Origin of the sequence: Cognatundibacterium aquatile, from assembly GCF_014699135.1 — a bacterium.
Classification (GTDB): Bacteria; Pseudomonadota; Gammaproteobacteria; order Burkholderiales; family Burkholderiaceae_D; genus Undibacterium; species Undibacterium aquatile.
In genome coordinates this window covers 12,858-37,362 of record NZ_JACOFT010000007.1, presented here as the reverse complement: position 1 = coordinate 37,362, position 24,505 = coordinate 12,858, and the positions used below count along the sequence as shown (strand labels likewise).

Below are 24,505 nucleotides of genomic sequence, written 5' to 3'. Positions count from 1 at the left end.
CAGTTACTTCGAATTGATGCCTGTACCGAATTTCACCTATGTTGCCACCGGAATATCCTGAAAATGAAGCGCTGCGTCTCAGTACGCTCAGGGAATGCCGTCTGCTCGACAGCCAGCCCGAGGAGAGGTTTGATCGCATCACACGCCTTGCCCGCCAGATTTTTCACACCGATATCGCTCTGATTTCTTTAATTGACGAGGAGCGACAATGGTTTAAATCCAGACAAGGCCTGGAAGCGCAGGAAACACATCGCGACATTTCATTTTGCGGTCACGCCATTTTGTCGAGTGACGTCTACGTTGTGGAAGATGCCAGCAAAGATATACGGTTCAGCGATAATCCTTTGGTTCTGGGCGCACCCAACATACGTTTTTATGCTGGCGCGCCTTTGCATACAAAAAATGGGCAGCGCATAGGTACACTGTGCATTATCGATAGCGAAGCCAGAATTCTGACCACGCAGGAACTGGCATCGCTGCGCGACCTGGCCGACTGCGTAGAACATGAAATTGCCAACGAACAGGCACACCGTCAGCACGATGCTTTACTGACTCTGGCCCGCATCACTTCGCTTACCTTCGATGATCCGCAAACCTTATTGCGGGAAACGCTTGCGCTTGGTTGTGAATATCTGAAGCTGAGTACCGGCATCATTTCAAAAAATGAAGGCGATAATATTTACGTCAGCGTACTGCAATCAGCGCTGGAAACTTTATACGAAGGGCAGCTGTTTCCCAAAAATCAGACCTATTCTGATTTGCTGAAAGTCGATGAAGGCGTTGTCTGCATCGAACATATAGCTCAGAGCAAATACAGCGATCACCCGAGTTACCAACGCTTCCGGCAGGAAACCTACATCGGCATCCCTCTTTTTCTGGAAGGTCATCGGTATGGAACGCTGGGATTTTCAGATGACTATCCCCGTGCGACTGCCTATAGCGAAGTCGAAATTGAATTCATCAACGTATTAGGCGACTGGGTCAACAGCACTCTGAAACGACTGGCGCTGGATCATGCGCTGGAACTGCAGCAAAAATTGAATGACGCCGTCGCCCGGGCGCAATCGCAATTTATCAAAGGCCGGGATAAGCGCGAAGGTATCAGGACCTTACTGAACGACATAGTTCTGCTTACTGGCAGCCGATACGGTCAGGTCTGTAAAGTGCAGCAGGGTAAAACGGGCGACTATATCCTGAAAAATTACGTCAGCGCAGAGGTGAGCGAGAACGCTGATCGTACGACTTCAGGAGACGATAAAAATGATTTCACGATGGAGGCGGCCACACGTTCTCTGGATGCGCAGTTTGCTCAGGTTCTTAGCACTGGGCAAGCGATATCCGGCAAAGGCATCAGCGGCGCGCTGCATCGATTCTTGTGTGTTCCGGTTTATTACAATGGCGATATCGTCGCCACCATAGGGCTGGCGAACAGCAGCAATGATTACGATCAGCAAACGATAGATTTTCTGCAACCTGTCCTGATCACGATAGGTCAGTTAATCAATGCGGCCAAAGTCCAGCGCCAGCATGAAGAAGGTGAAAGACGCCTGGCAAACATTATCGAGGGCACCAACATTGGTACCTGGGAATGCGATATCGCCAGTGGAGAAACCGTCTACAACGAACGGTGGGCTGAAATGCTCGGTTACACGCTGGCAGAGCTGCAACCGACGACTGTTCAAACCTGGCTGGATATGTGTCATCCCGAAGACTTGAAACGCTCTACCGCAATGCTGGAGAAGCATTTCAAGGGAGAATTACCCTACTTCGATCTGGTCAGCCGCATGCGTCATAAGGACGGGCACTGGATATGGATCAGAGACCGAGGGTGCGTGGTCAGTTGGAGCGAAGATGGAAAACCACTTGTTATGTCTGGTAGCCATCAGGATGTCACGCAAGAGCGACTGGCGGAAGAAAAACTGGCGCATGCTTATGCACTCTTGGAGCAATCGAACACGGCAGCACGCATAGGCACATGGGAATTCGACATTCAGAGCCGTAAAGTTTTCTGGAGCCAGGTCACCAGACAAATCCACGAAGTCAGCGACGATTATGAGTCTGATGCCGACCATGCTTTGTTATTTTACAAGCCAGGAAAAAACCGTGACCGGATTTTGCAACTGATGCGTGAAGCGATTGCAGACGGAAAAAAATTTGACGAAGAATTTGAAATCATTACTGCGAAACAAAAACAATGCTGGGTTCGTGCAATCGGCTTGCCATACTATCAGGATGATCAGATCGTTCGCATCTACGGGATTTTTCAGGACATCAGTGACAGCAAGGCAAACGCCGAAGCCTTGCGTGATCAGGCCGCTCACACCGAAGCCATTCTCGACAATGTGCTTGATGGCATCGTCACGATCGATCACACCGGTAAAGTTGACGCGTATAACGCCGCCGCGGCGAAAATATTTGGTTATAACAAAGAGGAAGTGATCGGTCGGAATTTCAATATGCTGCTCCCGGTCTGGGATGATGGCAGCCGGAATCAAAAAATCCGGCAAAATGCATTTGAAGAGGGTATCGGCGTCACGCAGGAAGTCGAAGCCAGGCGCAAAGACGGCAGTATTTTTCCGCTGGATTTATCCGTCTCAACCGTGCGGCGGCGCGGACACCCGTTGTATATCGGACTGGTGCGCGACATTACCGAACGCAAGCGGCTAGAAAGAATTAAAAACGAATTTATTTCTACCGTCAGTCATGAATTGCGGACGCCGCTTACCTCGATTTCGGGTGCGCTCGGTCTGGTTCTCGGCGGCGCAACCGGTGCCTTACCAAAAAATCTGGCGCCGTTACTGACAATTGCCAGCAAAAACAGCCAGCGCCTGACATTCCTGATTAATGATTTACTCGACATGGAAAAACTCAGCGCAGGGCAGATGCATTTCAATATACAAAATTACCCGCTGAATTATCTGCTCACGCAAGCGCTGGAAAGCAATCTGACGTTCGGTACGCAAAGAAAAATTCATCTGCAATTACAGGCGCCAGTTCCGGATGTCACTGTTGCCGTCGATAGCCAGCGGCTGATGCAGATATTGTCCAACCTGCTATCGAATGCGATCAAATATTCGCCTGAGAATGAGACTGTGGAAATCAGCGCAGCCATCGGGACAAATACCGTGCGCATTTCCGTGCGCGATCATGGTGAAGGTATACCAGCCGAATTTCATTCGCGTATTTTTCAGAAATTTGCCCAGGCAGATTCATCGAACACCAGGGAAAAAGGTGGTACCGGCCTGGGACTCGCGATTTCCAGAGAGCTGGTTGAACACATGGGCGGCAATATCGGTTTTGATTCCGGCTTACACAAAGGGGCACATTTCTATATCGATCTGCCCATCGCTGCACCGCGCCCACTGATGCCAGTATCACAGTAAAAAGACGCTGAGGCGGCTATAATCTCGTTGGTGCGAAAATTCCCCATGTAAATGTCCTCGTTGGATTTTTATTCCCGCAGCGGTTGATGCAGATGCGTTTTTTGCTAAAACGCGGCTTTTTTATACTTCAAAAAATTTCAGAAATAACTTCATGATAGTGCTCGGTGTTGAATCTTCCTGTGACGAAACAGGGCTGGCTTTGTATGACACGCAACGCGGTTTGCTCGCGCATGCCTTACATTCCCAAATCGCCATGCACAGAGAATATGGTGGTGTCGTACCGGAACTGGCTTCGCGCGACCATGTCCGCCGCACTTTGCCGTTATTGAATGAAGTCATGCAGAAAGCAACGATACAGAAACAGGATATCGATGCGATTGCCTACACGCAGGGTCCCGGGCTGGCCGGTGCCTTATTGGTCGGCGCCTCTTTTGCCTGCGGCCTCGGAATGGCACTGAATAAACCGGTACTCGGCGTGCATCATCTCGAAGGCCATTTGCTGTCACCGCTGCTGGCCAGTCAGCCGCCGGAGTTTCCGTTTATCGCCTTATTGGTCTCTGGCGGCCACACCCAATTAATGCGGGTAGATGGCATCGGTGCATATCAGTTACTCGGTGAAACCCTTGATGACGCTGCGGGCGAAGCATTCGACAAATCTGCAAAACTACTCGGGCTGCCTTATCCGGGCGGCCCCGAAATTTCCCGACTGGCAGAATTCGGCAATCCTGGCGACTTTACATTTCCGCGCCCTATGCTGCACTCCAAAGACTTGAATTTCAGTTTTTCTGGCCTGAAAACAGCAGTACTGACTGTCATCAAAAATCAGACCGCCAATATCTGCGAACAAAACAAAGCAGATATCGCGCGCGGTTTCGTCGATGCGCTGGTCGACGTGCTGGTTGCCAAGTGCCTCACTGCCATGAAAGAAAGTGGCCTCAAACGCTTAGTCATCGCTGGTGGCGTCGGCGCAAATCGGCAATTACGTGCGGCGTTAAATGCTGTCGCCGCCAAACGTCGCTTTCAGGTGTATTACCCGGAACTGGAATTCTGCACTGACAATGGCGCAATGATCGCATTCGCAGGCGCAATGCGACTCAAAAAAAATCCAGCGGCAGCGACGCGGGATTATGGTTTCAATGTGCGGCCACGCTGGCCTTTGCATGAATTGAGTGCTGCCTGATAGTCCGTCAGTTCACACCTGAAATGCACATTCACCCTTCTGCGCAAAAATACCTCTATTTCAACGGGCCGTTTTTGTCGCAGAGGTGAGCCGTCCGGATACTAAGTAAGAGCGCAGCACTCAATGCGCGGCGCACCGGACTTCTTACTTTTTCTTGCTCCCAATTTTGCTTTCTTTACCCTTCATCAGATTCACAATGTTCTGACTATGACGGTAAACCAGCAGACCGCTCATAACAAATACGGCCAGTAACTTCACATCCGGTCCAAATAACATGCCGTAATAGAGTGGTGCAAAAATCGCGGCGATCAGTGCCGCCAGCGACGAATAACGAAATGCAAAGGCAATCACCAGCCAGGTCATCAGCGTCGCAACGCCGAGCCAGGCATTAATACCAATCAATACGCCAGCTGCAGTGGCCACGCCTTTGCCGCCAACAAACTTAAAGAATACCGGCCACAGATGCCCGAGTAAAACCGCAATAGCGACCAGCGCAATGCTGCCATCATCAAGATTAAACTGCTCCGCATAATGCGTCGCCAGCCAGACCGCAAACCAGCCTTTGACCGCGTCCCCCAGCAGCGTCAATACTGCGGCCGCCTTATTACCGCTGCGCAAAACATTCGTTGCACCGGGATTTTTAGAACCATAAGTACGCGGATCGGATAAACCAAATAATTTGCTCACCACCACGGCAAACGAGACAGAACCAATCAGGTAAGCCAGCACACCGGCCAGAATAGTATTCATGTGTTTCCTAAAGAAGCTACGGGGCGAAAAATATACTCCCCCCAGTATTTTTAAAAGCGCTTTATTTACGCAGACAATAAGGGCATTTTATAACATACTCCCTCAGAATTACTCTTCCAGAGCGCATTCAACAGCGCGCGCCTGCAATAAACTCTGCAACAGCGCGGGGGAAATTCCGACCAGATAACCGCGACGGCCACCGTTAATATAAATTTTCGGTAAATAAAGAATCGCCTGCTCAACATAAATCGGCATCACTTTTTTAGTGCCGAACGGCGAAGTGCCGCCAACCATATAACCCGAATGCTTTTGCGCAATTTCCGGTTTACAGGGCTCGATAGATTTACAGCCGATCTGTCGCGCCAGATTTTTAGTTGATACCTTACGATCACCGTGCATCAACACGATTAAAGGTTTCGCCGCCTCATCCTGCATGACCAGCGTCTTGATCACATGATGTTCATCCACCCCAAGCTCACGCGCAGAAACCGCAGTACCGCCATGTTCTTCGTAGGCGTAAGGATGCTCAGAAAACTCCGCCTTGTTTTTACGCAAAAACTGCGTCGCAGGCGTTTCAGATACATGTTCTTTCTTAGCCAAAATTCAACCTCGTATTGCTATTAATATATTCAAGCGATTATAGCCGCTACGTACAAACTGGGAATGTATCTGATACTCAAAACCGGGTCATCCGAATTGCTTTTAATGCACAGAAATAATTCAAGGAAATGGAAAATTGAATGAAGATAGGAATAAAAAGTTTTTAATTTCCATTCTACGCACTAATTAAGTGCAAATTTATAGGGTACTTATGCAAAAAATGATGGCTGACCGTAACAAAAAGTATCCCTTTCCGACAAAAATTTTCAAGAAAAATACGCAGTCAAAGAAATGCCATAATCAGTAAACCGTTGGCCATTCATCTACCTATGGGCAGAAATAAATTTTAAATTTCAATTACTTAGTACAACTTAGTTGGAGCAAATGGGGCATTCATAGCGAGTTCAATTGAACAGACAAATCCCATTTCATGGGAAAAAGAAAAAAATTTTCATTCCTGTATCCAATACGCAACAAATAGTCATATTAATGTAACAAACACTTTCACATATACCCATTTTATTTACATAATCGAAGTACGTCTGATTTATTAACTTTCATTTTCTTTCAAAGTCTGATTAGGTCAAAAGACAAATACCATTTGCGCGGAAGCATCTTCAGGATCGTTTTCTATATCGCTTTGAGTCTTTATCTACTCAGTTTTTTTAAGCATCAGCGTTGCGTTCGTTAACCGTTTGGGGATCATTATGATTTTTAAAGAAAAGATAGGCGTACAGTCAGTACGCTTGGCAATCGGAGTTTTAGCTGGCACGGTCATGTTATCCGGCATGGCTCAAGCTCAAGAAGAGAAAAGTGTTCAGAAAGTCGAAATCACTGGTTCTAATATTAAACGTGCTGATAAAGAAGGCACATCTCCGATTCAGACTATTACTGCAAAAGAAATCAAAGAAAGTGGCGCAACCACAGTTCTCGATTTGTTGAAACAAGTCCCATCGATGGGTACTGGCGGTTATAACGATACTCCTGATCAAAATAGCTTTTCCCGCGGTGTAGCAACGGCGTCCTTGCGTGGTCTTAGCTCAACTTCCACACTGATTCTGTTGAATGGCCGTCGTATGGCTCCATCTGCCTACGCCAATCCAAATAACGGTCAGTCTGCGCTGTATGATCTGAACAGTATTCCACTGTCTGCTCTGGAACGCGTCGAAATTTTCAAAGACGGCGCATCTGCTGTGTATGGCTCAGACGCGATTGCAGGCGTTATCAACTTCATTACCAAACGCGATTACAAAGGCGGCGAAGTCAGTGTATCCGCAGGCGCGAATGATGATCGCGAATTTGGTCGCCAAAATGTGAACGGCACCATTGGTTTTGGCGATTTCGCAAGCCAAGGCTATAACGTTTTAGTGTCATTGGATGCGACGAAGAAACAAGCTACCAGCGAACGCAATGGTTCCAACGATATCCAGGCTGAACAATATGCAGCCATGAACTATCGTCTGAATCCATATTCCAGTTTTGCTTCTAATCAAGGTTTTTTCTATAAAGAAAGATCACCTAACACTAAGTCATTCATTACGACTGGCCCTACGGTTATCAATCAAACTAATTGCGACGCGTCCCGTAAAATAACTGGTTCTGCAGCAAATGGCATCGCGACAAGCAGTGTATTGTATGGCCGTACTTTCTGTAACTACGATGCAGATCAATTTACCGATGTTCAGGGTAAATCCGACGACATCAACTTCATGGCAGTCGGCAACCTGAAAATTAATGAAAATCTGTCTGCATTCAGTGAAGTTGCTTTCACTGATTCGAAACGGGTTTATCGTTCGGCGGCCAGAACCATTGACGGCAGATCTCCAACGACTAACTATGTTGTTGGTGGCCTTGGAGACCCATTCCAAGCTATTCTGCCAATCGGTCATCCAGACAATCCAAACCCAGATGCGCGCTCAGCAGTCGTTTATCGCTTCGAGAACCTGAAAACAGGTACTGATCTGGAAAATCAAAATGCTCGTCTGCTGGCTGGTTTGCGTGGCAGCCTCGGTAGCTGGGATTGGGAATCTGCTCTTTTGTGGAACCGTTCTAAACGCATTGAGACATCGTACGGTTTCCTGTATCTGCCAACTTTGCGTAAGTTGATTACAGAAAACCGCTCACTGGCTTCTTTGGCAGCGGATCCTACGATCACTAAAGACCTGACAAATAACGGAACTTCGCAAATCGCCCAATGGGATGGTAAAGCCAGCACTGAATTTGGTAGCTTGCCGGGTGGTGCAATCGGTTTCGCGGTCGGTGCAGAACTCCGCCAGGAAAAACTGTCTATTAGTCCTGATGCGGCAAATGCTCGCGGTGACATTCTGGGTCTGGCGACAACTGCAATTGAAGCAAAACGTAATGTTTCTTCGGCTTTCTTTGAAGTCCGTACTCCATTCATGAAAAACTTCGAGATGGATTTTGCAGGTCGTGTGGATAAATATCCGAACCTGAAGGCCAACTTCGTTCCTAAGGTCGGCGCAAAATGGACTGCAACTGATAGCCTTGCTTTCCGTGGTAGCTATTCAGAGGGTTTCCGTGCTCCGGCATTATCACAAGTTGCGCCAGGTGGTGCACAGTACTTCCTCAGTAACGTTGTTGATCCTGTTCGCTGCCCGAGTGGTACAACACCTGTTGCCGGTGCAGATCAAACCGATTGCGCTAAGAGTATGTCAGGGGTCGGCGGCGCAAATCCTGATCTGAAGCCAGAAACATCCAAGAGTCTGGCGCTGGGCTTGATTTTCTCGCCGACAAAAGACTTTGACATGACCGTGGATGCTTATAAACTGCGCCAAGAGGGTGTTGTTGCTCTTGCTGATTCCACTTTCTTGCTCACACATCCTGCTAATTTCCCGGCAGATTACATCACTCGTGATACGAATCCATTGAATCAGTTGAAAGATGCGAATGGTAATCCTATCTCAGGTACGGGTCCACTTCTGGCGATAAAAACGCCATGGACCAACCAAGGTAGCACTGAAGTCAGCGGTATTGACGTTGATATGAAATTACGTACAAATCTGGGTGAATACGGCAAACTGACTACCGGTCTGCAAACGACCTACCTGATCTCCTACCGTCGTGCAGAACAACCAGGTGACGTAGAGCGTAATGCTGTTGGTACAGCTGGTGATCTGAACGACTTTGCAACCTCGGTTGGACCTATTCCTCGTTTGAGAGCAACATTGAGTGGTCGTTGGGAAAAAGGCCCCCATAGCGTTAATGGAGCAATCCGCTTTGTTGATAGCATCACGCAATATCGTCGTTACAACAATGATGTTACCTATGCAAATGGTGGAGTTTGTCATTGGGGTTCTGGTCAGCCAGCAGGTACGCCGCAGCTGGGAGGCATTCCTAAGTACCTCGACTACTATCCAGATTGCACAGTTCCAAGCTGGACAACAGTTGACCTTGGCTATACTTACACCGGTTTCAAAGATCTGACACTGGGTATCAACATCAGCAATATTTTGGATACCAAAGCACCTTACTATCCAACAATTACTGCTGCGTCCATCGCTCAGGGTTACAACTCGACACTGCATAACAATACTGGCCGTTATTTCCGCGTATCTGCGAAATATACTTTCCGTTAATATTGTGTAGTTAGCTGGACAATAAACGCCTCGTTCAACGGGGCGTTTATTTTTTCTATCGCCTGAATCACTTTCTCTTTGAGGAATTTATGCAAACATTGCTTCACAAATTTTGTAGGGCGCTCGCTATTGGAGTATTGATTACCAGCACTGCCGCAATGCCATTGTCAGCTCATGCACAAAACAAACTGATACCAGTAGAAAATTTTTTCAAAAGCGAACAGATCTCGAATGTCATGTTTTCACCTGACGGCAAAAACATCGCGATGTTGGCTGCGGGAGCAAATGATCGTTTGGTTCTGGCGGTCATGGAAGTGGATAAGTTAAAGCCAAAAATTGTGGCTGGTTACGAAAAGACTGACGTGGTATTTTTTAGCTGGGTAAATAACCAACGACTTGTTTTTGGCGTCGGAGATCGCGCCATTGGCGATGGTGACCGCGATAGAGGCAATGGTTTATTTGCAATTAATAAAGATGGCAGTGAGTTACGAGAATTGATTGCGACCGGTGACACCGGTGGCAAATTCAGAGTGCTCAATGGCTATCACGATTTTCTTGATGTCACTCACGTGCCAGACTCCAATGACGTGTATATAACGCGCAGCACTGGAACACGTAAGACACCGTCTTACACATTAATGAAACTGAATACACAGAATGGCTACAACGAAGTCGTTCAGACACCAACGAATTCCGTCAGTTTCATGATTGATAAATCCGGTGAGGTAAGAGTTGCAGAAACCTCTGAGGATAACCTCTCCGCTGTGCATTATAAAGACCCAAAAACACAGCAGTGGCGAAAACTGATTGAGTACGACAACGTAAAAGGGCATGGGTTCTCTCCGGCGTTTATCGCACCGGATGGCCAGTTTTATGTCACGGCAGCGAAAAAAAGTGACACGGTTTCCGTGTTCCGTTTTGATCTGGAAAAAAATAAACTGGATGACACGTCTATCGTCGCCACAAAAGGATTTGATTTCCATGGTAATTTCGTTTTTAACAAAAAAGAAAATAAGCTTCTAGGGATTCATTACGAGAGCGATGCTTTTTCCACTTTATGGCTGGATGAAAAATGGAATAGTTTCCAAAAAGCAGTCGATGCAGCACTGCCAAATACGGCGAATCTGATTTGGGGCCCGGAAACTGCGAACAACGATACTATCCTTGTTCACTCGTTCTCTGACGTTCATCCTGGATCCTATTTGCTCTTTAACACCGAGACAAAGAAATTTGTTCCGATTGGTGACGTTCATCCTGAAGTCAATTCTAAGACCATGTCCTACAAAGACTTTGTCCGCATTAAAGTCCGGGATGGTATGGAAATTCCTGCCTACATCACACTGCCAAAAAACAGTAGCGGTAAAAACTTACCCATGGTGGTGATGGTACATGGCGGCCCTTATGTCCGGGGTGGACATTGGGAATGGAACCGCGAAACACAATTTCTTGCATCTCGCGGCTATGCTGTACTTGAACCTGACTTCCGCGGTAGTACAGGTTACGGAACAAAGCTGTTCCGGGCGGGCTGGAAACAATGGGGACTGGCAATGCAAGATGACGTGACAGATGCGACAAAATGGGCGATTGCTCAGGGTTATGCTGACCCCAAACGTATCTGCATCGCAGGTGCCAGCTATGGTGGTTACGCAACACTGATGGGCTTAATCAAAGAGCCGGATTTGTATCGCTGCGGTATCAGTTGGGTTGGTGTGACTGACATCAATTACTTATTTGATGTCACCTGGAGTGATACTTCTGGCTCAGCGTGGTCGCGTTACGGTATGCCATTGATGATCGGTGACCAGACCAAAGATGCAGAGCAATTGAAAGCGACCTCGCCTGTCACGCAAGCACATCGTTTAACAAAACCATTGATTCTTGCTTATGGCGCAGCAGATCGAAGAGTGCCATTGGTACACGGTGAACAATTCAAAAAAGCAGCACCTAAAGACGCAAAAATTGAATGGATCACTTATCCGAATGAAGGTCACGGATGGCGCACCCTGAAAAACAATGTTGACTTTTGGACCCGCACTGAAAAATTCTTAAACGAAAATACCGCAGTGAAATAAGTCGTTCAACAAAATTACCAGACCTGCGTCGCTCAGAGCCACGCAGGTTTTTTTATTCCTTGCGGTTTATAAACCGCGTTATACGATACAAATAATCACCCTCGTGGATGATGCAGTGCATGGAGCTTTTTTAATCGTTCTCTGGCGACGTGGGTATATATCTGTGTAGTTGAGATGTCAGCATGCCCAAGCAACAACTGCACAACCCTTAAATCGGCACCGTGATTGAGTAAATGCGTTGCAAATGCGTGGCGTAAGGTGTGGGGCGAAAGATGAATCGTAATCCCGGCCTGAGCTGCATATTTCTTGATCAGGATCCAGAACATCTGCCGCGTCATCGCACCGCCCCTTGCTGTCACGAATAAGGCATCATCAATTTGACCATTTAATATCACCGGACGTGCTTGTTTCAAATAACGTTCCAGCCATAATCTGGCATGCTCGCCAAATGGCACCAAGCGTGTTTTATCTCCTTTTCCAGTCACACGCAGAACTCCCTCATTTAAGCCGACTTCCAAAGATTTGAGTTGCACCAGTTCGCTGACGCGCAACCCGCATGCATAGAGCAATTCCAGCATGGTGCGATCCCGTAGTCCCAAAGAAGAATCATCCGGAGCCTGCAACAAAGCCTCTACCTGTGCTTCGCTCAGGGTTTTGGGTAAGCGGACGGGTTGTTTTGCCGATTTGAGTTTGCTGCACGGATTTTGCCAGACCAAATTCTGCCTGACAGCCAGCAAATAAAACCGTTTCAACACGCTGAGACGACGATTGGCAGAAGTTGCCTTGGATGACGTGTGCTTCAGCGCGATATAGGCGCTGATATCGTTGTAATCAGCCTGATATAAGTCTTTGCCAGTCGCTTCAGACAACCATTCGGCGAACAGGCGCATATCGCGTCGGTAAGCTTCTACGGTATTTTTTGCCAACCCGTCTTCAAGCCACAAAACATCACAGAACTGGTCTATCTGCGCCATCAATTCTGCAGGCAATAAAAATGGCACCGAATTATCTTTCGGCATTAAACCCGTCTTTTTTAAACTGACAACATCCTCACGCATAATCAGCCACACCCTCATGCGCCAGCAACCAGCGCTTTACTCCGAGGTGAAAACCCGTTTCATCATCATGATGAGCAAACCCGCCCAAACCACCCGCTGCGGTGACGCGATGGCAGGGAATCACCAGCGGATACCAGTTCGCACCACAAGCCTGGCCGACAGCGCGCGGCGCAGAGCGGATTTGCTTGGCAATCTGCCCGTAAGTCAGCACCTGACCTCGTGGAATAGCTGAAATTCCACGCCAGACCGCATTTTGGAACGCTGTACCAACAGTCCGCAAAGGAAGATCAAACTGAAAATCAGGATCGTCGAAGTAGTGCAGTATTTGTGTCGCCACCTTCTCCGAGAGGGAATCACCTGGGTCTTTCTCATGGAACCTTGGTGGCAAATAAACCAGCTCTGTCAGCAAGGAATCAGCGACGCGGATTCCGACTGCGCCAAATGGTGCAGCAACGATGGCAGAAAAAATACCGCTCTCTTTGTCTGACATGAGTGTTCCTCAAAAAGGGAAAAGCTTGCTTCAGTAAATGTGACGAAAACATGCTCATCGCCAGATCAGCCTGCTCATCAATCAAATCTCTGTGAATTTTAAACGCCAGCGCACTCGCCGTCAGCACAAAAAATAGCAAACATATACTGACAAATTTATCCGCCAGATGTGCTGATTCGGCACTGCGGATAACATCAATTCGATCCGGAAAAGAAAAAAGGCGCATCAATGATGCGCCTTGAAAGCATGTTTCGCGTTTTCGGCTGTTTAGTTATCGTGTTGCCACAATACTCAGCTTGTAATAAAAACGCGCGTCTCCTCAGTGTACGGCATGGGTACCGTTTTCTTGCACTACCGCCTTTTAATCTTCTGAACTGCTAAAAGTTCGACTGCGCAGAATATAGCACGACCGAATACCAGTGACAAAAAAAAACTACGCAAAAATACTTAATTGTTGCGGATATGTAAAAGACATGTATATATCCGAAAAATGTGCTAATCCAATTTATTTATTATAAAAATCAATTATTTGTAAATTAAATTCGGCAGCCAGGTAGAAATCTCTGGAATATACGTAATCAGCAACAAGAATGCGACCATCGTCATCAGCCACGGCAAAACGGCAACTGTCAGCTCGGTAATACCCATTTTCGTAATACCAGAGGCGACATACAGGTTTAGCCCCACCGGTGGATGACACATCCCGACTTCCATATTCACCACCATAATGATACCGAAGTGGACGGGGTCGATACCGAGTTTCATCGCGACCGGGAACAAAATCGGTGCCATGATCAGCACAATGGAAGACGGCTCCATCACATTACCCGCTAACAACAGCAGAATATTCACCACCAGCAGGAAACTGATCATGCCAAAGCCTTTGTCCATAATCCAGCTTGCCATCGCTTGCGGGATATTTTCGCTGGTCATCAGGAATGAGAACAGTACTGCGTTAGTGATAATGTAGAGCAGCATCGCTGACATTGAGGCAGAATCCAGCAAGACCTTCGGTACTTTTTTCAAGCTCATGTCTTTATAGACAAATACCGCGATAACGAACGCATACACGGCTGCGACAGCGGCCGCTTCCGTCGGTGTGAACATGCCGCTGTAAATACCGCCCATCACAATCACGATCAACAATAAGCCCCAGGCGCTTTTTCTGAACGCAGTAAAACGCTCGCCCCAACTGGCTTTTGGCATACGAGGGTAGTTGTGCTTACGCGCCAGAAACCATGTGGTCAGACCAAGCAAAAATGCCAGCATCAGGCCGGGGATAACGCCCGCCATGAATAATTGCCCAACCGAGGTATTGGTCGAAACGGAATACATCACCATCACAATCGAAGGTGGGATCAGAATACCCAATGCACCGGATGTCGTAATCACCCCAGCGCCGAAACCTTTTGGATAACCTTGCTTAATCATCGCAGGCAGAATAATTGAGCCGATCGCGACCACTGTCGCTGGCGACGAACCCGAAACAGCGGCAAACAAAGCACAGGCAAGAACGCCAGCCAGAGCCAGCCCGCCATGCCAATGCCCGACCATCGCTGCCGCAAAATTAATCATCCGGCGAGCGACACCGCCGTGCGTCAGGAAATTACCGGCCAGAATGAAGAACGGAATCGCCATGATTTCGAACTTTTCTATTCCGGTAAATAACTTCAAGGCAACCGACTCAATCGGCACCTGTGTCATCGTGAAGAGGAACGTCAGTACCGTCAGGCCGAGCGAAATCGAAATCGGCATGCCGGTCAGCATCAACAGCAGTAACAAGACAAAAATAATGGTGGCGTTCATGCTTTCACCTCATCTTCGAGACCATCAACATGGGTGTGATCGTGTTTAGGCAATTCACCTGTTTTAACGAAATTCCAGATAACTTGCAGAAAACGGAAACACATCAGATAAGAACCCAGCGGTATCGCCAGATAGACCCACCACATCGGTATTTCCAGATCAGCGGAGGTCTGATCAGTATGGGCAATTTCCCATACAAAACTACCGCCCAGTGTGCCGACAATGCCGGTAAATAAAGCGCCGGCAGCTAATCCCAGAATCACAAACTTATAGCGATTCGCAGGGCTCAGTTTGTTGATCAGCACATCGACACCAACGTGAATACCGGTACGCACACCGTAGGCAGCGCCAAACTTTGCCATCCACACAAACATGTAAATGGTCAGCTCTTGTGCCCAACTGGTATTTATTTTTAACAACTCGTCTTGCAGGTAAGGGATTTCAAATCCCGAAAGATAACGGTGCACCACCGCCATGAAAGTGACCAGGGTTGCAGCGCCCATCAGGGTCGCGATCAACCATTCCTCTAGGTGATCAAGGAATTTCATTGTGTTCTCCTGTGAAGGATAGGAATGAGAGATGAGAACCGGCAAACCTGAGCTTACCGGTTCTCATCTGACGGAAAGAACTTACTTGATACCGAGTTTAACGGCTTCTTTGTTGACGTTTGCAATCAGATCTTTACCGATCCGTGATTCCATCTGCTTTTGCACTGGCAGCAGGGCTTTGCGCCATTCTGCTTTTTCTTTATCAGTTGGTACATAGACCGTGGTCTTGCCGGATTTCTTCACTGCTTCCAGCGCATTATCGTTCTCTTGCTGGGCAATCGCATTCGCGTACTTGGTTGCCGCTTTCATCGCGCCATCTAACTCATTGCGAATATCCGCAGGCAAACCATCCCAGAATTTCTTGTTCACGATCACCGCATAGCCAAGGTAGCCATGATTCGTCACCGTCACATGCTTTTGCACCTCATGCATTTTTTGTGTGTACAGATTTGATGGCGGGTTTTCTGTGCCATCCACCACACCAGTCTGCAACGCCTGATATACCTCGGAGAATGCCAGCACTTGTGGGTTTGCATTCAGTGCACGCATTTGCGCATCCAGCACTTTAGACGATTGTATGCGTAATTTTTGTCCCTTCATGTCGGACGGCAAATGGATAGGCTTATTCGACGACATGACTTTAAAACCGTTATCCCAGTAACCCAGACCAGTGATGCCTTTGGTTTCCAGTTTCTTCAGCAGATCTTTACCGATAGGTCCTTCTGTGACTGCATACAACACATCTTTGGTCGGGAAAATGTATGGCAGATCAAATACCTCAAACTCTTTGACGCCTAAAGGGCCGAATTTAGCCAGCGATGGAGCCAGCATTTGTACTGCACCCAACTGCAATGCTTCTAATTCTTCCTTGTCTTTATACAGTGTGCTGTTGGGATACAGTTCGACTTTCACACGCCCTTTGGTTGCTTTTTCTGCGAGTTCCTTAAAGCGCTCGGCAGCTTTGCCTTTTGGCGTATCGCTGGCGACAACGTGACTGAATTTAATGACGATAGGGGATTGCGCAAATGCAGCGCCACTAACCAGTGATGCCGCCAGAAGCGAAAACAGAACGGATTTGATTTTCATGAGAGTCTCCAGTTTATTGATTATCAAAGTTATTATTCTACGATTATTGGAAATAGTCACCCGCTGAACAATTGTGGAAAACCACATACCGCACTCGATTGCCCATATAAACAACACCTGCAGTAAACTAACAGCATGAAACGTCTATATAAATCGCAGCGATGGCCTAACGACAAGTGGCGCTGGATCATTCCTATTTTGCTGATTGCCTTGTTTCTGACCACGCTGATCTGGTTGCCGTGGCAGGCACAACGCATGGAAGCGAATGAAAGACAGGAGCAACTGATTGCCGACACTCTTTGGGTAGAGCAGGCAATACAATTTCAGATCGACCGCAACGACGAAATGTTGCGTCAGATCGGCGCCGATATGATGAATATTGGCCTGAAGCCGGATGCCATTTTGCTGCGTTTCCGGAATCTGCTGCAAAACAATCATGAGATTTCCCGTCTGGTCTTACTCGACCAGCACAATGCTATTGTCACATCGTCACATGACACAGCGTTCAATTCATCCAATATTCTGATACCCGATGACATCAAATCTGCGCAGGCAGAACTGGATAACAAAACCCGTTGTTTTGCTCCCAGACAGGAAACCAAATCACAGAAATACAATTACGCCATTAGTTGTCAGATTCCCTTAAAGAAAGAAAACCACTATTTTGGCAGCATCCTCATCACCTACCATGCCAATGGCATACTGGAAGAATTAGTCCCATGGTGGTTTGCGCAGGAAAACCAGATTTCTCTGCTGGACAACGATGACAAAGTGATTGCAACGCGGGCTGCCGGCGGGCCGGGTAAAAATGTGTATACCCACAACCGCAATCTCGAACTGCCCGGCGTCACACTCGCGCTGCACACCAACAGCAACAAGAGCGAACCCAAGCTACTGTCCAATTTGCTGGTGGTGATGGTCATTCTGCTGTCAATGGGCTTGATCTGGAGTCTGGTTGCATTGTGGCGCGACATCAATCGCCGCCTGGCAGCCGAAGGCGCCCTGCGCCAGCAAGTGATCTTTCGCACTGCGATGGAAAACTCGCTGATCACAGGCTTACGCGCGCGCGATATGCATGGCCGCATGACCTATGTGAACCCGGCATTCTGCAAAATGGTCGGCTACCCGGCAGAACAAATCATCGGTCGTCTGCCACCCATGCCGTATTGGGCTCCCGAAGTCGTCGAAGAATATCAGCAACGCTTTTCAAAATTGCTGGCTGGCTCGGTGCCGCAAGACGGCTTTGAAACCATTTATCAGCATGCGAGTGGCGAACGGATTCCGGTATTGATTTATGAATCGCCGCTGATTGACGAGAGCGGTAAGCAAACCGGCTGGATGAGCTCGATACTGGATATTTCCGAACTCAAACGGGCACAGGAACTGACTCGTCAACAAGAAGCCAAGCTGCACTCGAGTGCGCGGCTCGCCACCATGGGCGAAATTGCCTCAATGCTCGCGCATGAACTGAATCAGCCGCTGGCCGCTATTTCCAGTTACACCACCGGTGCCATGAATCTGCTGGAAGCGGGCGATACCGATAAAGCCTTATTGTTATCGGCGATGGAAAAAGTGAAGAACCAGGCGCAGCGTGCCGGACAGATTATCCGCAGCGTGCATGAGTTCGTCAAAAAACGTGAGCCTACACGCGAGTTAGTTAACATCAATGCGCTCATTAAAAATGCGCTGCCACTGGTCGAATTGCAAGCGCAGGCCGCGCACATCAGCCTGCAATGGCTACCACTGCCCGGCACACCACAGGTGCTGGCGGATCAGGTACTGATCGAACAGGTATTGCTGAATCTGACCCGCAACGCGATTGAAGCGATGGAAGACACACCGCCGGAACATAGAAATTTACGCATACAAGCCAGCCTCGACAACGAGGGCGATATCGTCGTGGAAGTCATCGACCGTGGGCATGGCATTCCTGCCAGCGTGGCTGACCGATTGTTTTCACCGTTTTTTTCCACCAAAACAACCGGCATGGGAATGGGGTTGAATATCTGCAGGACGGCGATTGAGTTTCACGGCGGCAAACTTACTCACCGCGATAACCCGGTCGGTGGTAGTATCTTCCGCTTCATTCTGCCGGCAGTGCAAGAAGAAAATAATCCCGCTGACCTGCCGACTGCAGCGTCACAAAAAGAATAATGAGACGGTCAACGTGCGGTCATACCGATACAGCGTGACCGCTTCTGCCCGTGACATTCTGATATCGCAATTGGAGACGACATGCTACACATCATTGACGACGAGGACGTGATCCGCGATTCACTTTCCTGGCTCGCCCGTTCGCGCCAGATTGCCGCGATTGGCTACAGCAGTGCAGAACAGTTTCTGGCCTCGCTCGATCAACCTTTGCGCTTCGATGCCGAAGGCGACTGCATTTTGCTGGATGTGCGCATGGAAGGGCTGAGCGGCATTCATCTGTTTGATATTTTATCCGGCAAAAAACTGACCAAACGTCTGCCGGTGATTTTTCTGACCGGGCATGGCGACGTACCGATGGCGGTCGATACGCTCAAACGCGGTGCTTTTGATTTCTTTGAAAAGCCGTTTAACGATAACAAGCTCATGGACAGAGTGCAGGAAGCGCTGGCGCAATCACGTGCAGCAGGTGTTTCCGCCGCCGTACATGAACGTCTGGCGACCTTGTCTGCGCGCGAAAAAGAAGTGCTGGAACTGATTTTGCTCGGCAAAATGAACAAGGTCATCGCAGACGAACTCGGTATCAGCATGCGTACCGTGGAAGTGCACCGCGCGCATGTGTTTGACAAAATGCAAGTCAAAACTGCCGTCGAACTGGCGGGAATCCTGAAGTAGTTTTTAGTAAAAATGGGGGAGTATCCTTGATTTTCACCCTATTCTCCTTGTAAACATTAGGGGTTGAAATATACTCCACCCAGTATGTCTATCTTCACCTTACTCTTTCCTGATTTTAGTTTAATTCTGATCGGCTTCCTGCTCGCCCGCCATTCCCATTGGGGAGGCCATTTCTGGGCTGGCGTCGAAAAGATCGTTTACTTCCTGCTGTTTCCTGCCCTGCTGTTTTACACCACCGCACGCACACGTTTTGATTTTCATGCGACCGGACATCTGTTGCAGGTCGCCATCATTGCCACGATAGCTGGCATGTTGCTCGGCTGGCTGGCTAAGTATTTGTTTAAAACAGCACCGCGTATTTTTGAATCCGGCGTGCAGACGGCATTCCGCTTCAATTCTTATATTGCGCTGGCGATCGCGTCCCGCCTCGCGGGAGATCAGGGCACCGCGCTGATGGCATTACTGATAGGCTTTCTGGTTCCACTCTGCAATATGGCAGCGGTCTATGCACTGGCCCATAACAGTGGTCGCTTGCTGAAAGAAATCGCCAGTAACCCGCTGGTGGTCGGTACTGCCAGCGGTGTGATCGTCAGTCTGCTGGACATCCCATTGCCGGAAGGAATAGCAGCAACGCTGTCGCGACTGGGCAATGCCGCCATCGCACTCGGCTTGCTTGCCGTGGGTGCCGGGATGAAGGTGTCAGCAATACACGAAGCAAAAGGTATCGCCGCCTATTTTCTCTCGGTGAAATTGCTGGCGTTACCGGCGATAGCGCTGGTACTTGGCCGCTGGCTGGAATTGCCAGCTCTGCAATTGCAGATCGCCGTCATTTTCTGTGCGCTGCCGACTGCATCGAGCGCCTACGTGCTGGCGGCGCGCATGGGTGGCAATGGCCCATTCGTCGCCTTTCTGATTTCTGCCAGCACCGTATTGTCAGTACTGACCCTGCCGATCTGGCTGGCGCTGGTGCGATAGCATCACCAAATTTTCACTACGCGCTCAGGCCATGGCAGGCTAGCGCCCAGATCACATGCTCACGCACCATCTCTGACGGATGATCAAGACGCGCGTGTAAGGCCGCCACAATGCCCGCATCGCCGCACATCGTGGTTGCCGCATTACCAAGACCGACCGCAATATTACGCAACCAGCGTTCATGCCCGATACGACGGATAGGGCTGCCTTCCAGCATGCGCAAAAACTGCTCTTCCGTCCACGCAAACAAATGCACCATGCGCGCGTGCCCCAAACCATTTCTGACTGCAAAATCATCGACTGCGGCAACTTGCGCAAATTTATTCCACGGACAATGCAACTGGCAATCGTCGCAACCATACACCCGGTTACCGATCAACGACCGGAATTCGATTGGGATACTGCCATGCAGTTCTATCGTCAGATACGACACACAGCGCCGCGCATCGACGGTGTATGGTGCAACAATCGCCTTGGTCGGGCAGACATCGATACACGATGAACACTGACCGCAGTGATTGCCAACTGGCGGGTCAAGCGGCAACGGCAGATCGACCAGTATCTCGCCCAGAAAAAACATGGAACCAGCTTCACGACTCAATAGTAGCGTATGCTTGCCACGCCAGCCGAGGCCCGATTTTTCTGCCAGCGCCACTTCCATTACCGGCGCAGAATCAGTGAAGACACGGTAGCCAAACTCACCGATCTGCTGACTGATTTTTTCTGCAAGCTGCTGCAGGCGACTGCGTAAAACTTTGTGATAATCGCGACCGCGCGCATAGATAGAAATCACCGCTGTATCTGCAGTATGCTGTGCTTCCGCAGCGCGCCAGTGCGGATCGGCTGGCAAGTAATTCATGCGTGCCGAAATCACCCTGACGGTGCCAGGCACTAATTCAGCCGGGCGACTGCGCTTGGTGCCATGCGCCGCCATATACGCCATATCGCCATGAAAACCGGCGTCCAGCCATTTCTGAAAACCGGCTTCGGTGTGGCTGAGATCAACATCGGCAATACGAATTTCTGCAAAGCCGAGTTCTTTGCCCCAGCTTTTGATCTGTGCGGATAAAGCAGATAAGCTGTCGACATCCAGATTCACGCGGCAGACTCCGGCAAATACACAAGGGCGGGGCAATATGCTATGTTTAGCGAATTCATGAATACGGACTTTGCAGGAAATGTCACATTATAAAACCACACTGCCGGATGAAGCAGCAACGCAGGCATTAGGAAAAAGTCTCGCCCACACATTAGTGCCGGGGCTGGTTATTTTTCTGCACGGCGATCTGGGTGCAGGTAAAACCGCCCTCACCCGCGCCATGATTCACGCGGCTGGTTTTACCGGCAATGTAAAAAGCCCGACTTATACACTGGCAGAACCGTATCAGGTAAAAATCCGATCGCAAACAACAACGATCATGCATTTTGATCTGTATCGTATGCTGAGCGCCGAAGAATTTCTGGACGCCGGATTCCGCGAAGAGTTTAACGCATCGAATATCTGTATCGTCGAATGGCCAGAAAAAGCAGATGGCGTGCTGCCAGAACCTGATCTGAATGTATTTTTAAGCGTCGCAGGTGATGGTCGTGAGGTAGAATTGCAGGCGTTGTCTGCCAAAGGTATCGCATGTCTCGCATCACTCCAATTCGCCCCCAATCTGTAAGCCAGAAATCCCCATCAGGAAAGCGACGCGCTTTCATTAAAGCTGGCGGCACCCTGCTGCTGTCCGTTTGTGTGCCGCAAGCAGCAAATGCGGCGAAAATTCTTGCTGTCCGGGTCTGGCCTGCCGAAGATTACACCCGCGTCACGCTGGAAAATGATATTGAGCTCAATACCAATTTTTTTACAGTAAAAAATCCTGAGCGCCTGGTGGTGGATATCGAAGGTCTGGAATTAAATACCACCCTGAAAGAACTGGTGGCGAAGATACAGCCGAATGACCCTTACATCAAGCAGGTGCGGGTTGGTCAGAATAAACCGAACGTTGTGCGCCTGGTGTTCGATTTAAAAGAAGAAATCAGCCCACAGGTGTTTACTCTGCAACCCGTTGGCAACTATAAACACAGGCTGGTCTTCGATCTGTACCCAGCCAATCCGGCCGACCCAATTGCCGCGCTGATAGAAAAAGGCGAGTGGCACAAAGACACCCAGACCAGAAGCGTCGCCCCGACCACCCCGACTATGGCGGGTGAAGTCAAAGCCGATGGCAAATCTGATCCAAAAGTATCTAAACCGGAACTCATGGCAGAGGCCAAGCCTGACGACAAAGCCGCGTTGAAACACAGCGAAAAAACTGAACCGCATCTGAGTGAAAAATCACCAGAAAAATCAGCTACACCGGCGATGACACGCATGATCACGATTGCGATTGATCCGGGTCATGGCGGTGAAGACCCCGGTGCGACAGGGCGTGGCGGCAGCCGCGAAAAAGATGTGGTTCTGGCGATTGCCAAACGCCTGAAAGCCAAAATAGAACAGCAACCGAATATGCGCGTGATGCTGACGCGCGATGCCGATTATTTTGTGCCGCTGAACGTGCGGGTACAAAAAGCCAGAGCGGTGCAGGCAGATTTATTCATGTCGGTGCATGCCGATGCGTTTGTGAATTCATCTGCGCGTGGTTCATCGGTGTTTGTATTGTCCGACAAAGGGGCAAGTTCAACCGCCGCACGCTGGCTGGCGGATAAAGAAAATGCGGCCGATCTGATCGGCGGCGTGAACATCAAAAATCACGACAAGCAGCTCGCCAGCGTCTTGCTGGATTTATCGACAACGGCGCAGATCAACGATAGTTTAAAACTCGGCAAAGTTGTGCTGACAGAAATCAGTGGCATCAATAAATTGCACAAAGGCTCGGTGGAACAAGCCGGATTTGCAGTTCTGAAAGCGCCGGATATTCCCAGCATATTGATAGAAACGGCGTTTATTTCGAATCCGGAGGAAGAGGCCAAACTGACCGATGACGCCTATCAGGATCAGATGGCGGATGCAGTGATGAAAGGTATCAAGAAATATTTTTCAAAAAATCCGCCACTGGCAAAAAGCCGGCTGACCTGAGCCCTCGCCAGCGACTGACTCAACACAGCCATGCCCGACGATCTCGCCGGGCATTTTTTATTCTGCCTGTGCACTGGAATCGCAGCCAACACCAGCGGCAATCCAGCGTCGGACTCTGCGCGCAAACCAGGCCTGCCAACGTAGCGGAAGCCAGCGCAGATACTGTGCAGGCTGAGTCAGCATGCCGCAGCGGTAGGACATTGAAGCGTGATCCCATAATAAGGCGCGGCAACTTCCATGCCGCTGCCACAAAAAAACAAGCGCCACCGGGCAAGGCTCGGCAGCGCAGCAAACACCACAGCCATTACAGGCTTGACCGACTTCTGGCTTCAACGGTGCTTGCTGGCGTAGCCAGATCAGCGTCGATGAAGTCGGCTTTTTCACAATCGTCAGACCGCTTTACGCAAGCGCTTCAGCATTTTCCACAATGCCCCCAGCAACAGAGGCACAATCGCGGCACCGACCCCCACCAGTACGATGGCATTCAGATTTTTCTGTATGAAAGGAATGTTACCGAAGAAGTAACCGCTCAGGACCAGCGACAATATCCATAACAACGCACCAAGCACATTGAAGAGCTGGAAAGTACGGTGTGTCATATCAGAGATACCCGCCACGAAAGGCGCAAAGGTACGCACGATAGGCACAAAACGCGCCAGCACAACGGTTTTACCACCATGCTTTTCATAAAATTCATGGGTCTTTTTCAGCGCCGCCTTATCTATCCAGCGATAGTCGTGCGCCATGACTTTGTGACCAATCAGGCTGCCGATCCAGTAGTTAATCGTGTTGCCGGAGATCGATGCAAGCAGCAATAAACCAACCAACAGCCAGGGGTTCATCGCACCCGTCGCGCAAAAAGCACCGGCAATAAACAATAATGAATCGCCGGGTAAAAACGGAAAAATCACAAAGGCAGTCTCACAAAAAACAATCGCAAACAAAACGACGTACACCAGCGTTCCATATTCAGCAATCACCATCCCCAACATCTTATCGACATGCAAAATCATGTCTAACAGTTGCATGAAATCCATTATTGTTCCAGTCAAAGAAATCGCGGCAATCATACACTAA

19 protein-coding genes are annotated in these 24,505 nt (G+C 49.1%); 9 read left to right on the top strand and 10 right to left on the bottom strand.

Going from position 1 to position 24,505, the window contains the following annotated elements:
- The first annotated feature begins 38 nt into the window (after positions 1-38).
- Positions 39-3,383, top strand: a complete 3,345-nt coding sequence (locus H8K26_RS16430; RefSeq protein ID WP_190480960.1) for a PAS domain S-box protein — start codon at positions 39-41, stop codon at positions 3,381-3,383.
- Positions 3,384-3,534: 151 nt separating this feature from the next.
- Entirely contained in the window at positions 3,535-4,563 is a 1,029-nt protein-coding gene (gene tsaD / locus H8K26_RS16425; protein ID WP_190480958.1) for a tRNA (adenosine(37)-N6)-threonylcarbamoyltransferase complex transferase subunit TsaD, read from the top strand.
- Positions 4,564-4,707: 144 nt separating this feature from the next.
- Here tsaD and plsY read toward each other — a convergent pair whose 3' ends face one another.
- Positions 4,708-5,313, bottom strand: a complete 606-nt coding sequence (plsY, locus tag H8K26_RS16420) for a glycerol-3-phosphate 1-O-acyltransferase PlsY (RefSeq protein ID WP_190480956.1) — start codon at positions 5,311-5,313, stop codon at positions 4,708-4,710.
- Positions 5,314-5,421: 108 nt separating this feature from the next.
- Positions 5,422-5,916, bottom strand: coding sequence for a Cys-tRNA(Pro) deacylase (ybaK, locus tag H8K26_RS16415; protein ID WP_190481190.1), 495 nt, complete (start codon positions 5,914-5,916; stop codon positions 5,422-5,424).
- A gap of 704 nt (positions 5,917-6,620) precedes the next feature.
- On the opposite strand from ybaK, the gene H8K26_RS16410 reads away from it, so the two are divergent.
- Entirely contained in the window at positions 6,621-9,509 is a 2,889-nt protein-coding gene (locus H8K26_RS16410; protein WP_186885980.1) for a TonB-dependent receptor domain-containing protein, read from the top strand.
- 236 nt (positions 9,510-9,745) lie between these two features.
- Entirely contained in the window at positions 9,746-11,581 is a 1,836-nt protein-coding gene (locus tag H8K26_RS16405) for an alpha/beta hydrolase family protein (RefSeq protein ID WP_190480954.1), read from the top strand.
- Between the two features lie 95 nt (positions 11,582-11,676).
- On the opposite strand, the gene xerD is transcribed toward H8K26_RS16405, so the two are convergent.
- From xerD to H8K26_RS16380, 5 genes are all read right to left on the bottom strand, one after another.
- Positions 11,677-12,600 carry a site-specific tyrosine recombinase XerD gene (xerD, locus tag H8K26_RS16400; protein WP_190480952.1) on the bottom strand — a complete coding sequence of 308 codons (924 nt, stop codon included), beginning with the start codon at positions 12,598-12,600 and terminating at the stop codon, positions 11,677-11,679.
- A 31-nt stretch (positions 12,601-12,631) separates the two neighbouring features.
- Complete coding sequence (locus H8K26_RS16395) at positions 12,632-13,129, bottom strand: methylated-DNA--[protein]-cysteine S-methyltransferase (RefSeq protein ID WP_190480951.1); 498 nt, start codon at positions 13,127-13,129, stop codon at positions 12,632-12,634.
- 525 nt (positions 13,130-13,654) lie between these two features.
- The gene (locus tag H8K26_RS16390) at positions 13,655-14,935 is read right to left on the bottom strand and encodes a TRAP transporter large permease (RefSeq protein WP_190480949.1); all 1,281 of its coding nucleotides are present in this window, start codon (positions 14,933-14,935) and stop codon (positions 13,655-13,657) included.
- Complete coding sequence (locus H8K26_RS16385; RefSeq protein ID WP_186885985.1) at positions 14,932-15,483, bottom strand: TRAP transporter small permease; 552 nt, start codon at positions 15,481-15,483, stop codon at positions 14,932-14,934. Before H8K26_RS16385 ends, H8K26_RS16390 begins: the two co-directional genes overlap by 4 nt.
- An 81-nt stretch (positions 15,484-15,564) precedes the next feature.
- On the bottom strand, positions 15,565-16,569 hold the full coding sequence (locus H8K26_RS16380; RefSeq protein ID WP_190480947.1) for a TRAP transporter substrate-binding protein: 1,005 nt from the start codon (positions 16,567-16,569) through the stop codon (positions 15,565-15,567).
- Positions 16,570-16,704: 135 nt separating this feature from the next.
- On the opposite strand from H8K26_RS16380, the gene H8K26_RS16375 reads away from it, so the two are divergent.
- From H8K26_RS16375 to H8K26_RS16365, 3 genes are all read left to right on the top strand, one after another.
- Complete coding sequence (locus H8K26_RS16375; RefSeq protein WP_190480944.1) at positions 16,705-18,723, top strand: sensor histidine kinase; 2,019 nt, start codon at positions 16,705-16,707, stop codon at positions 18,721-18,723.
- A gap of 81 nt (positions 18,724-18,804) precedes the next feature.
- Positions 18,805-19,395: a response regulator transcription factor gene (locus H8K26_RS16370; protein ID WP_186885988.1), complete on the top strand. Its 591-nt coding sequence runs from the start codon at positions 18,805-18,807 to the stop codon at positions 19,393-19,395.
- Positions 19,396-19,479: 84 nt separating this feature from the next.
- Positions 19,480-20,370: an AEC family transporter gene (locus tag H8K26_RS16365; RefSeq protein ID WP_190480943.1), complete on the top strand. Its 891-nt coding sequence runs from the start codon at positions 19,480-19,482 to the stop codon at positions 20,368-20,370.
- A 16-nt stretch (positions 20,371-20,386) separates the two neighbouring features.
- Here H8K26_RS16365 and queG read toward each other — a convergent pair whose 3' ends face one another.
- Entirely contained in the window at positions 20,387-21,469 is a 1,083-nt protein-coding gene (gene queG / locus H8K26_RS16360; RefSeq protein WP_190480941.1) for a tRNA epoxyqueuosine(34) reductase QueG, read from the bottom strand.
- A gap of 79 nt (positions 21,470-21,548) precedes the next feature.
- Here queG and tsaE point away from each other — a divergent pair, with 79 nt between their 5' ends.
- The gene (tsaE, locus tag H8K26_RS16355) at positions 21,549-22,034 is read left to right on the top strand and encodes a tRNA (adenosine(37)-N6)-threonylcarbamoyltransferase complex ATPase subunit type 1 TsaE (RefSeq protein WP_190480939.1); all 486 of its coding nucleotides are present in this window, start codon (positions 21,549-21,551) and stop codon (positions 22,032-22,034) included.
- Positions 21,998-23,428: an N-acetylmuramoyl-L-alanine amidase gene (locus H8K26_RS16350; RefSeq protein WP_190480937.1), complete on the top strand. Its 1,431-nt coding sequence runs from the start codon at positions 21,998-22,000 to the stop codon at positions 23,426-23,428. Before tsaE ends, H8K26_RS16350 begins: the two co-directional genes overlap by 37 nt.
- 57 nt (positions 23,429-23,485) lie before the next feature.
- Here the strand turns inward: H8K26_RS16350 and H8K26_RS16345 are convergent, their stop codons facing one another.
- Together H8K26_RS16345 and H8K26_RS16340 are read right to left on the bottom strand one after the other, a co-directional pair.
- Positions 23,486-23,812, bottom strand: coding sequence for a hypothetical protein (locus H8K26_RS16345; protein WP_190480935.1), 327 nt, complete (start codon positions 23,810-23,812; stop codon positions 23,486-23,488).
- Positions 23,813-23,817: 5 nt separating this feature from the next.
- Positions 23,818-24,465: a VTT domain-containing protein gene (locus H8K26_RS16340; protein ID WP_190480933.1), complete on the bottom strand. Its 648-nt coding sequence runs from the start codon at positions 24,463-24,465 to the stop codon at positions 23,818-23,820.
- Positions 24,466-24,505: the final 40 nt, after the last annotated feature.

What these genes read in the sequence shown, in the direction of transcription:
- H8K26_RS16430 (WP_190480960.1), top strand. Translation starts at nt 39, where the DNA reads ATGTTGCCACCGGAATATCCTGAAAATGAAGCGCTGCGTCTCAGTACG.
- tsaD (WP_190480958.1), top strand. Translation starts at nt 3,535, where the DNA reads ATGATAGTGCTCGGTGTTGAATCTTCCTGTGACGAAACAGGGCTGGCT.
- plsY (WP_190480956.1), bottom strand. Translation starts at nt 5,313, where the DNA reads ATGAATACTATTCTGGCCGGTGTGCTGGCTTACCTGATTGGTTCTGTC.
- H8K26_RS16410 (WP_186885980.1), top strand. Translation starts at nt 6,621, where the DNA reads ATGATTTTTAAAGAAAAGATAGGCGTACAGTCAGTACGCTTGGCAATC.
- H8K26_RS16405 (WP_190480954.1), top strand. Translation starts at nt 9,746, where the DNA reads ATGTTTTCACCTGACGGCAAAAACATCGCGATGTTGGCTGCGGGAGCA.
- xerD (WP_190480952.1), bottom strand. Translation starts at nt 12,600, where the DNA reads ATGCCGAAAGATAATTCGGTGCCATTTTTATTGCCTGCAGAATTGATG.
- H8K26_RS16395 (WP_190480951.1), bottom strand. Translation starts at nt 13,129, where the DNA reads ATGTCAGACAAAGAGAGCGGTATTTTTTCTGCCATCGTTGCTGCACCA.
- H8K26_RS16390 (WP_190480949.1), bottom strand. Translation starts at nt 14,935, where the DNA reads ATGAACGCCACCATTATTTTTGTCTTGTTACTGCTGTTGATGCTGACC.
- H8K26_RS16385 (WP_186885985.1), bottom strand. Translation starts at nt 15,483, where the DNA reads ATGAAATTCCTTGATCACCTAGAGGAATGGTTGATCGCGACCCTGATG.
- H8K26_RS16380 (WP_190480947.1), bottom strand. Translation starts at nt 16,569, where the DNA reads ATGAAAATCAAATCCGTTCTGTTTTCGCTTCTGGCGGCATCACTGGTT.
- H8K26_RS16375 (WP_190480944.1), top strand. Translation starts at nt 16,705, where the DNA reads ATGAAACGTCTATATAAATCGCAGCGATGGCCTAACGACAAGTGGCGC.
- H8K26_RS16370 (WP_186885988.1), top strand. Translation starts at nt 18,805, where the DNA reads ATGCTACACATCATTGACGACGAGGACGTGATCCGCGATTCACTTTCC.
- H8K26_RS16365 (WP_190480943.1), top strand. Translation starts at nt 19,480, where the DNA reads ATGTCTATCTTCACCTTACTCTTTCCTGATTTTAGTTTAATTCTGATC.
- tsaE (WP_190480939.1), top strand. Translation starts at nt 21,549, where the DNA reads ATGTCACATTATAAAACCACACTGCCGGATGAAGCAGCAACGCAGGCA.
- H8K26_RS16350 (WP_190480937.1), top strand. Translation starts at nt 21,998, where the DNA reads ATGTCTCGCATCACTCCAATTCGCCCCCAATCTGTAAGCCAGAAATCC.
- H8K26_RS16340 (WP_190480933.1), bottom strand. Translation starts at nt 24,465, where the DNA reads ATGGATTTCATGCAACTGTTAGACATGATTTTGCATGTCGATAAGATG.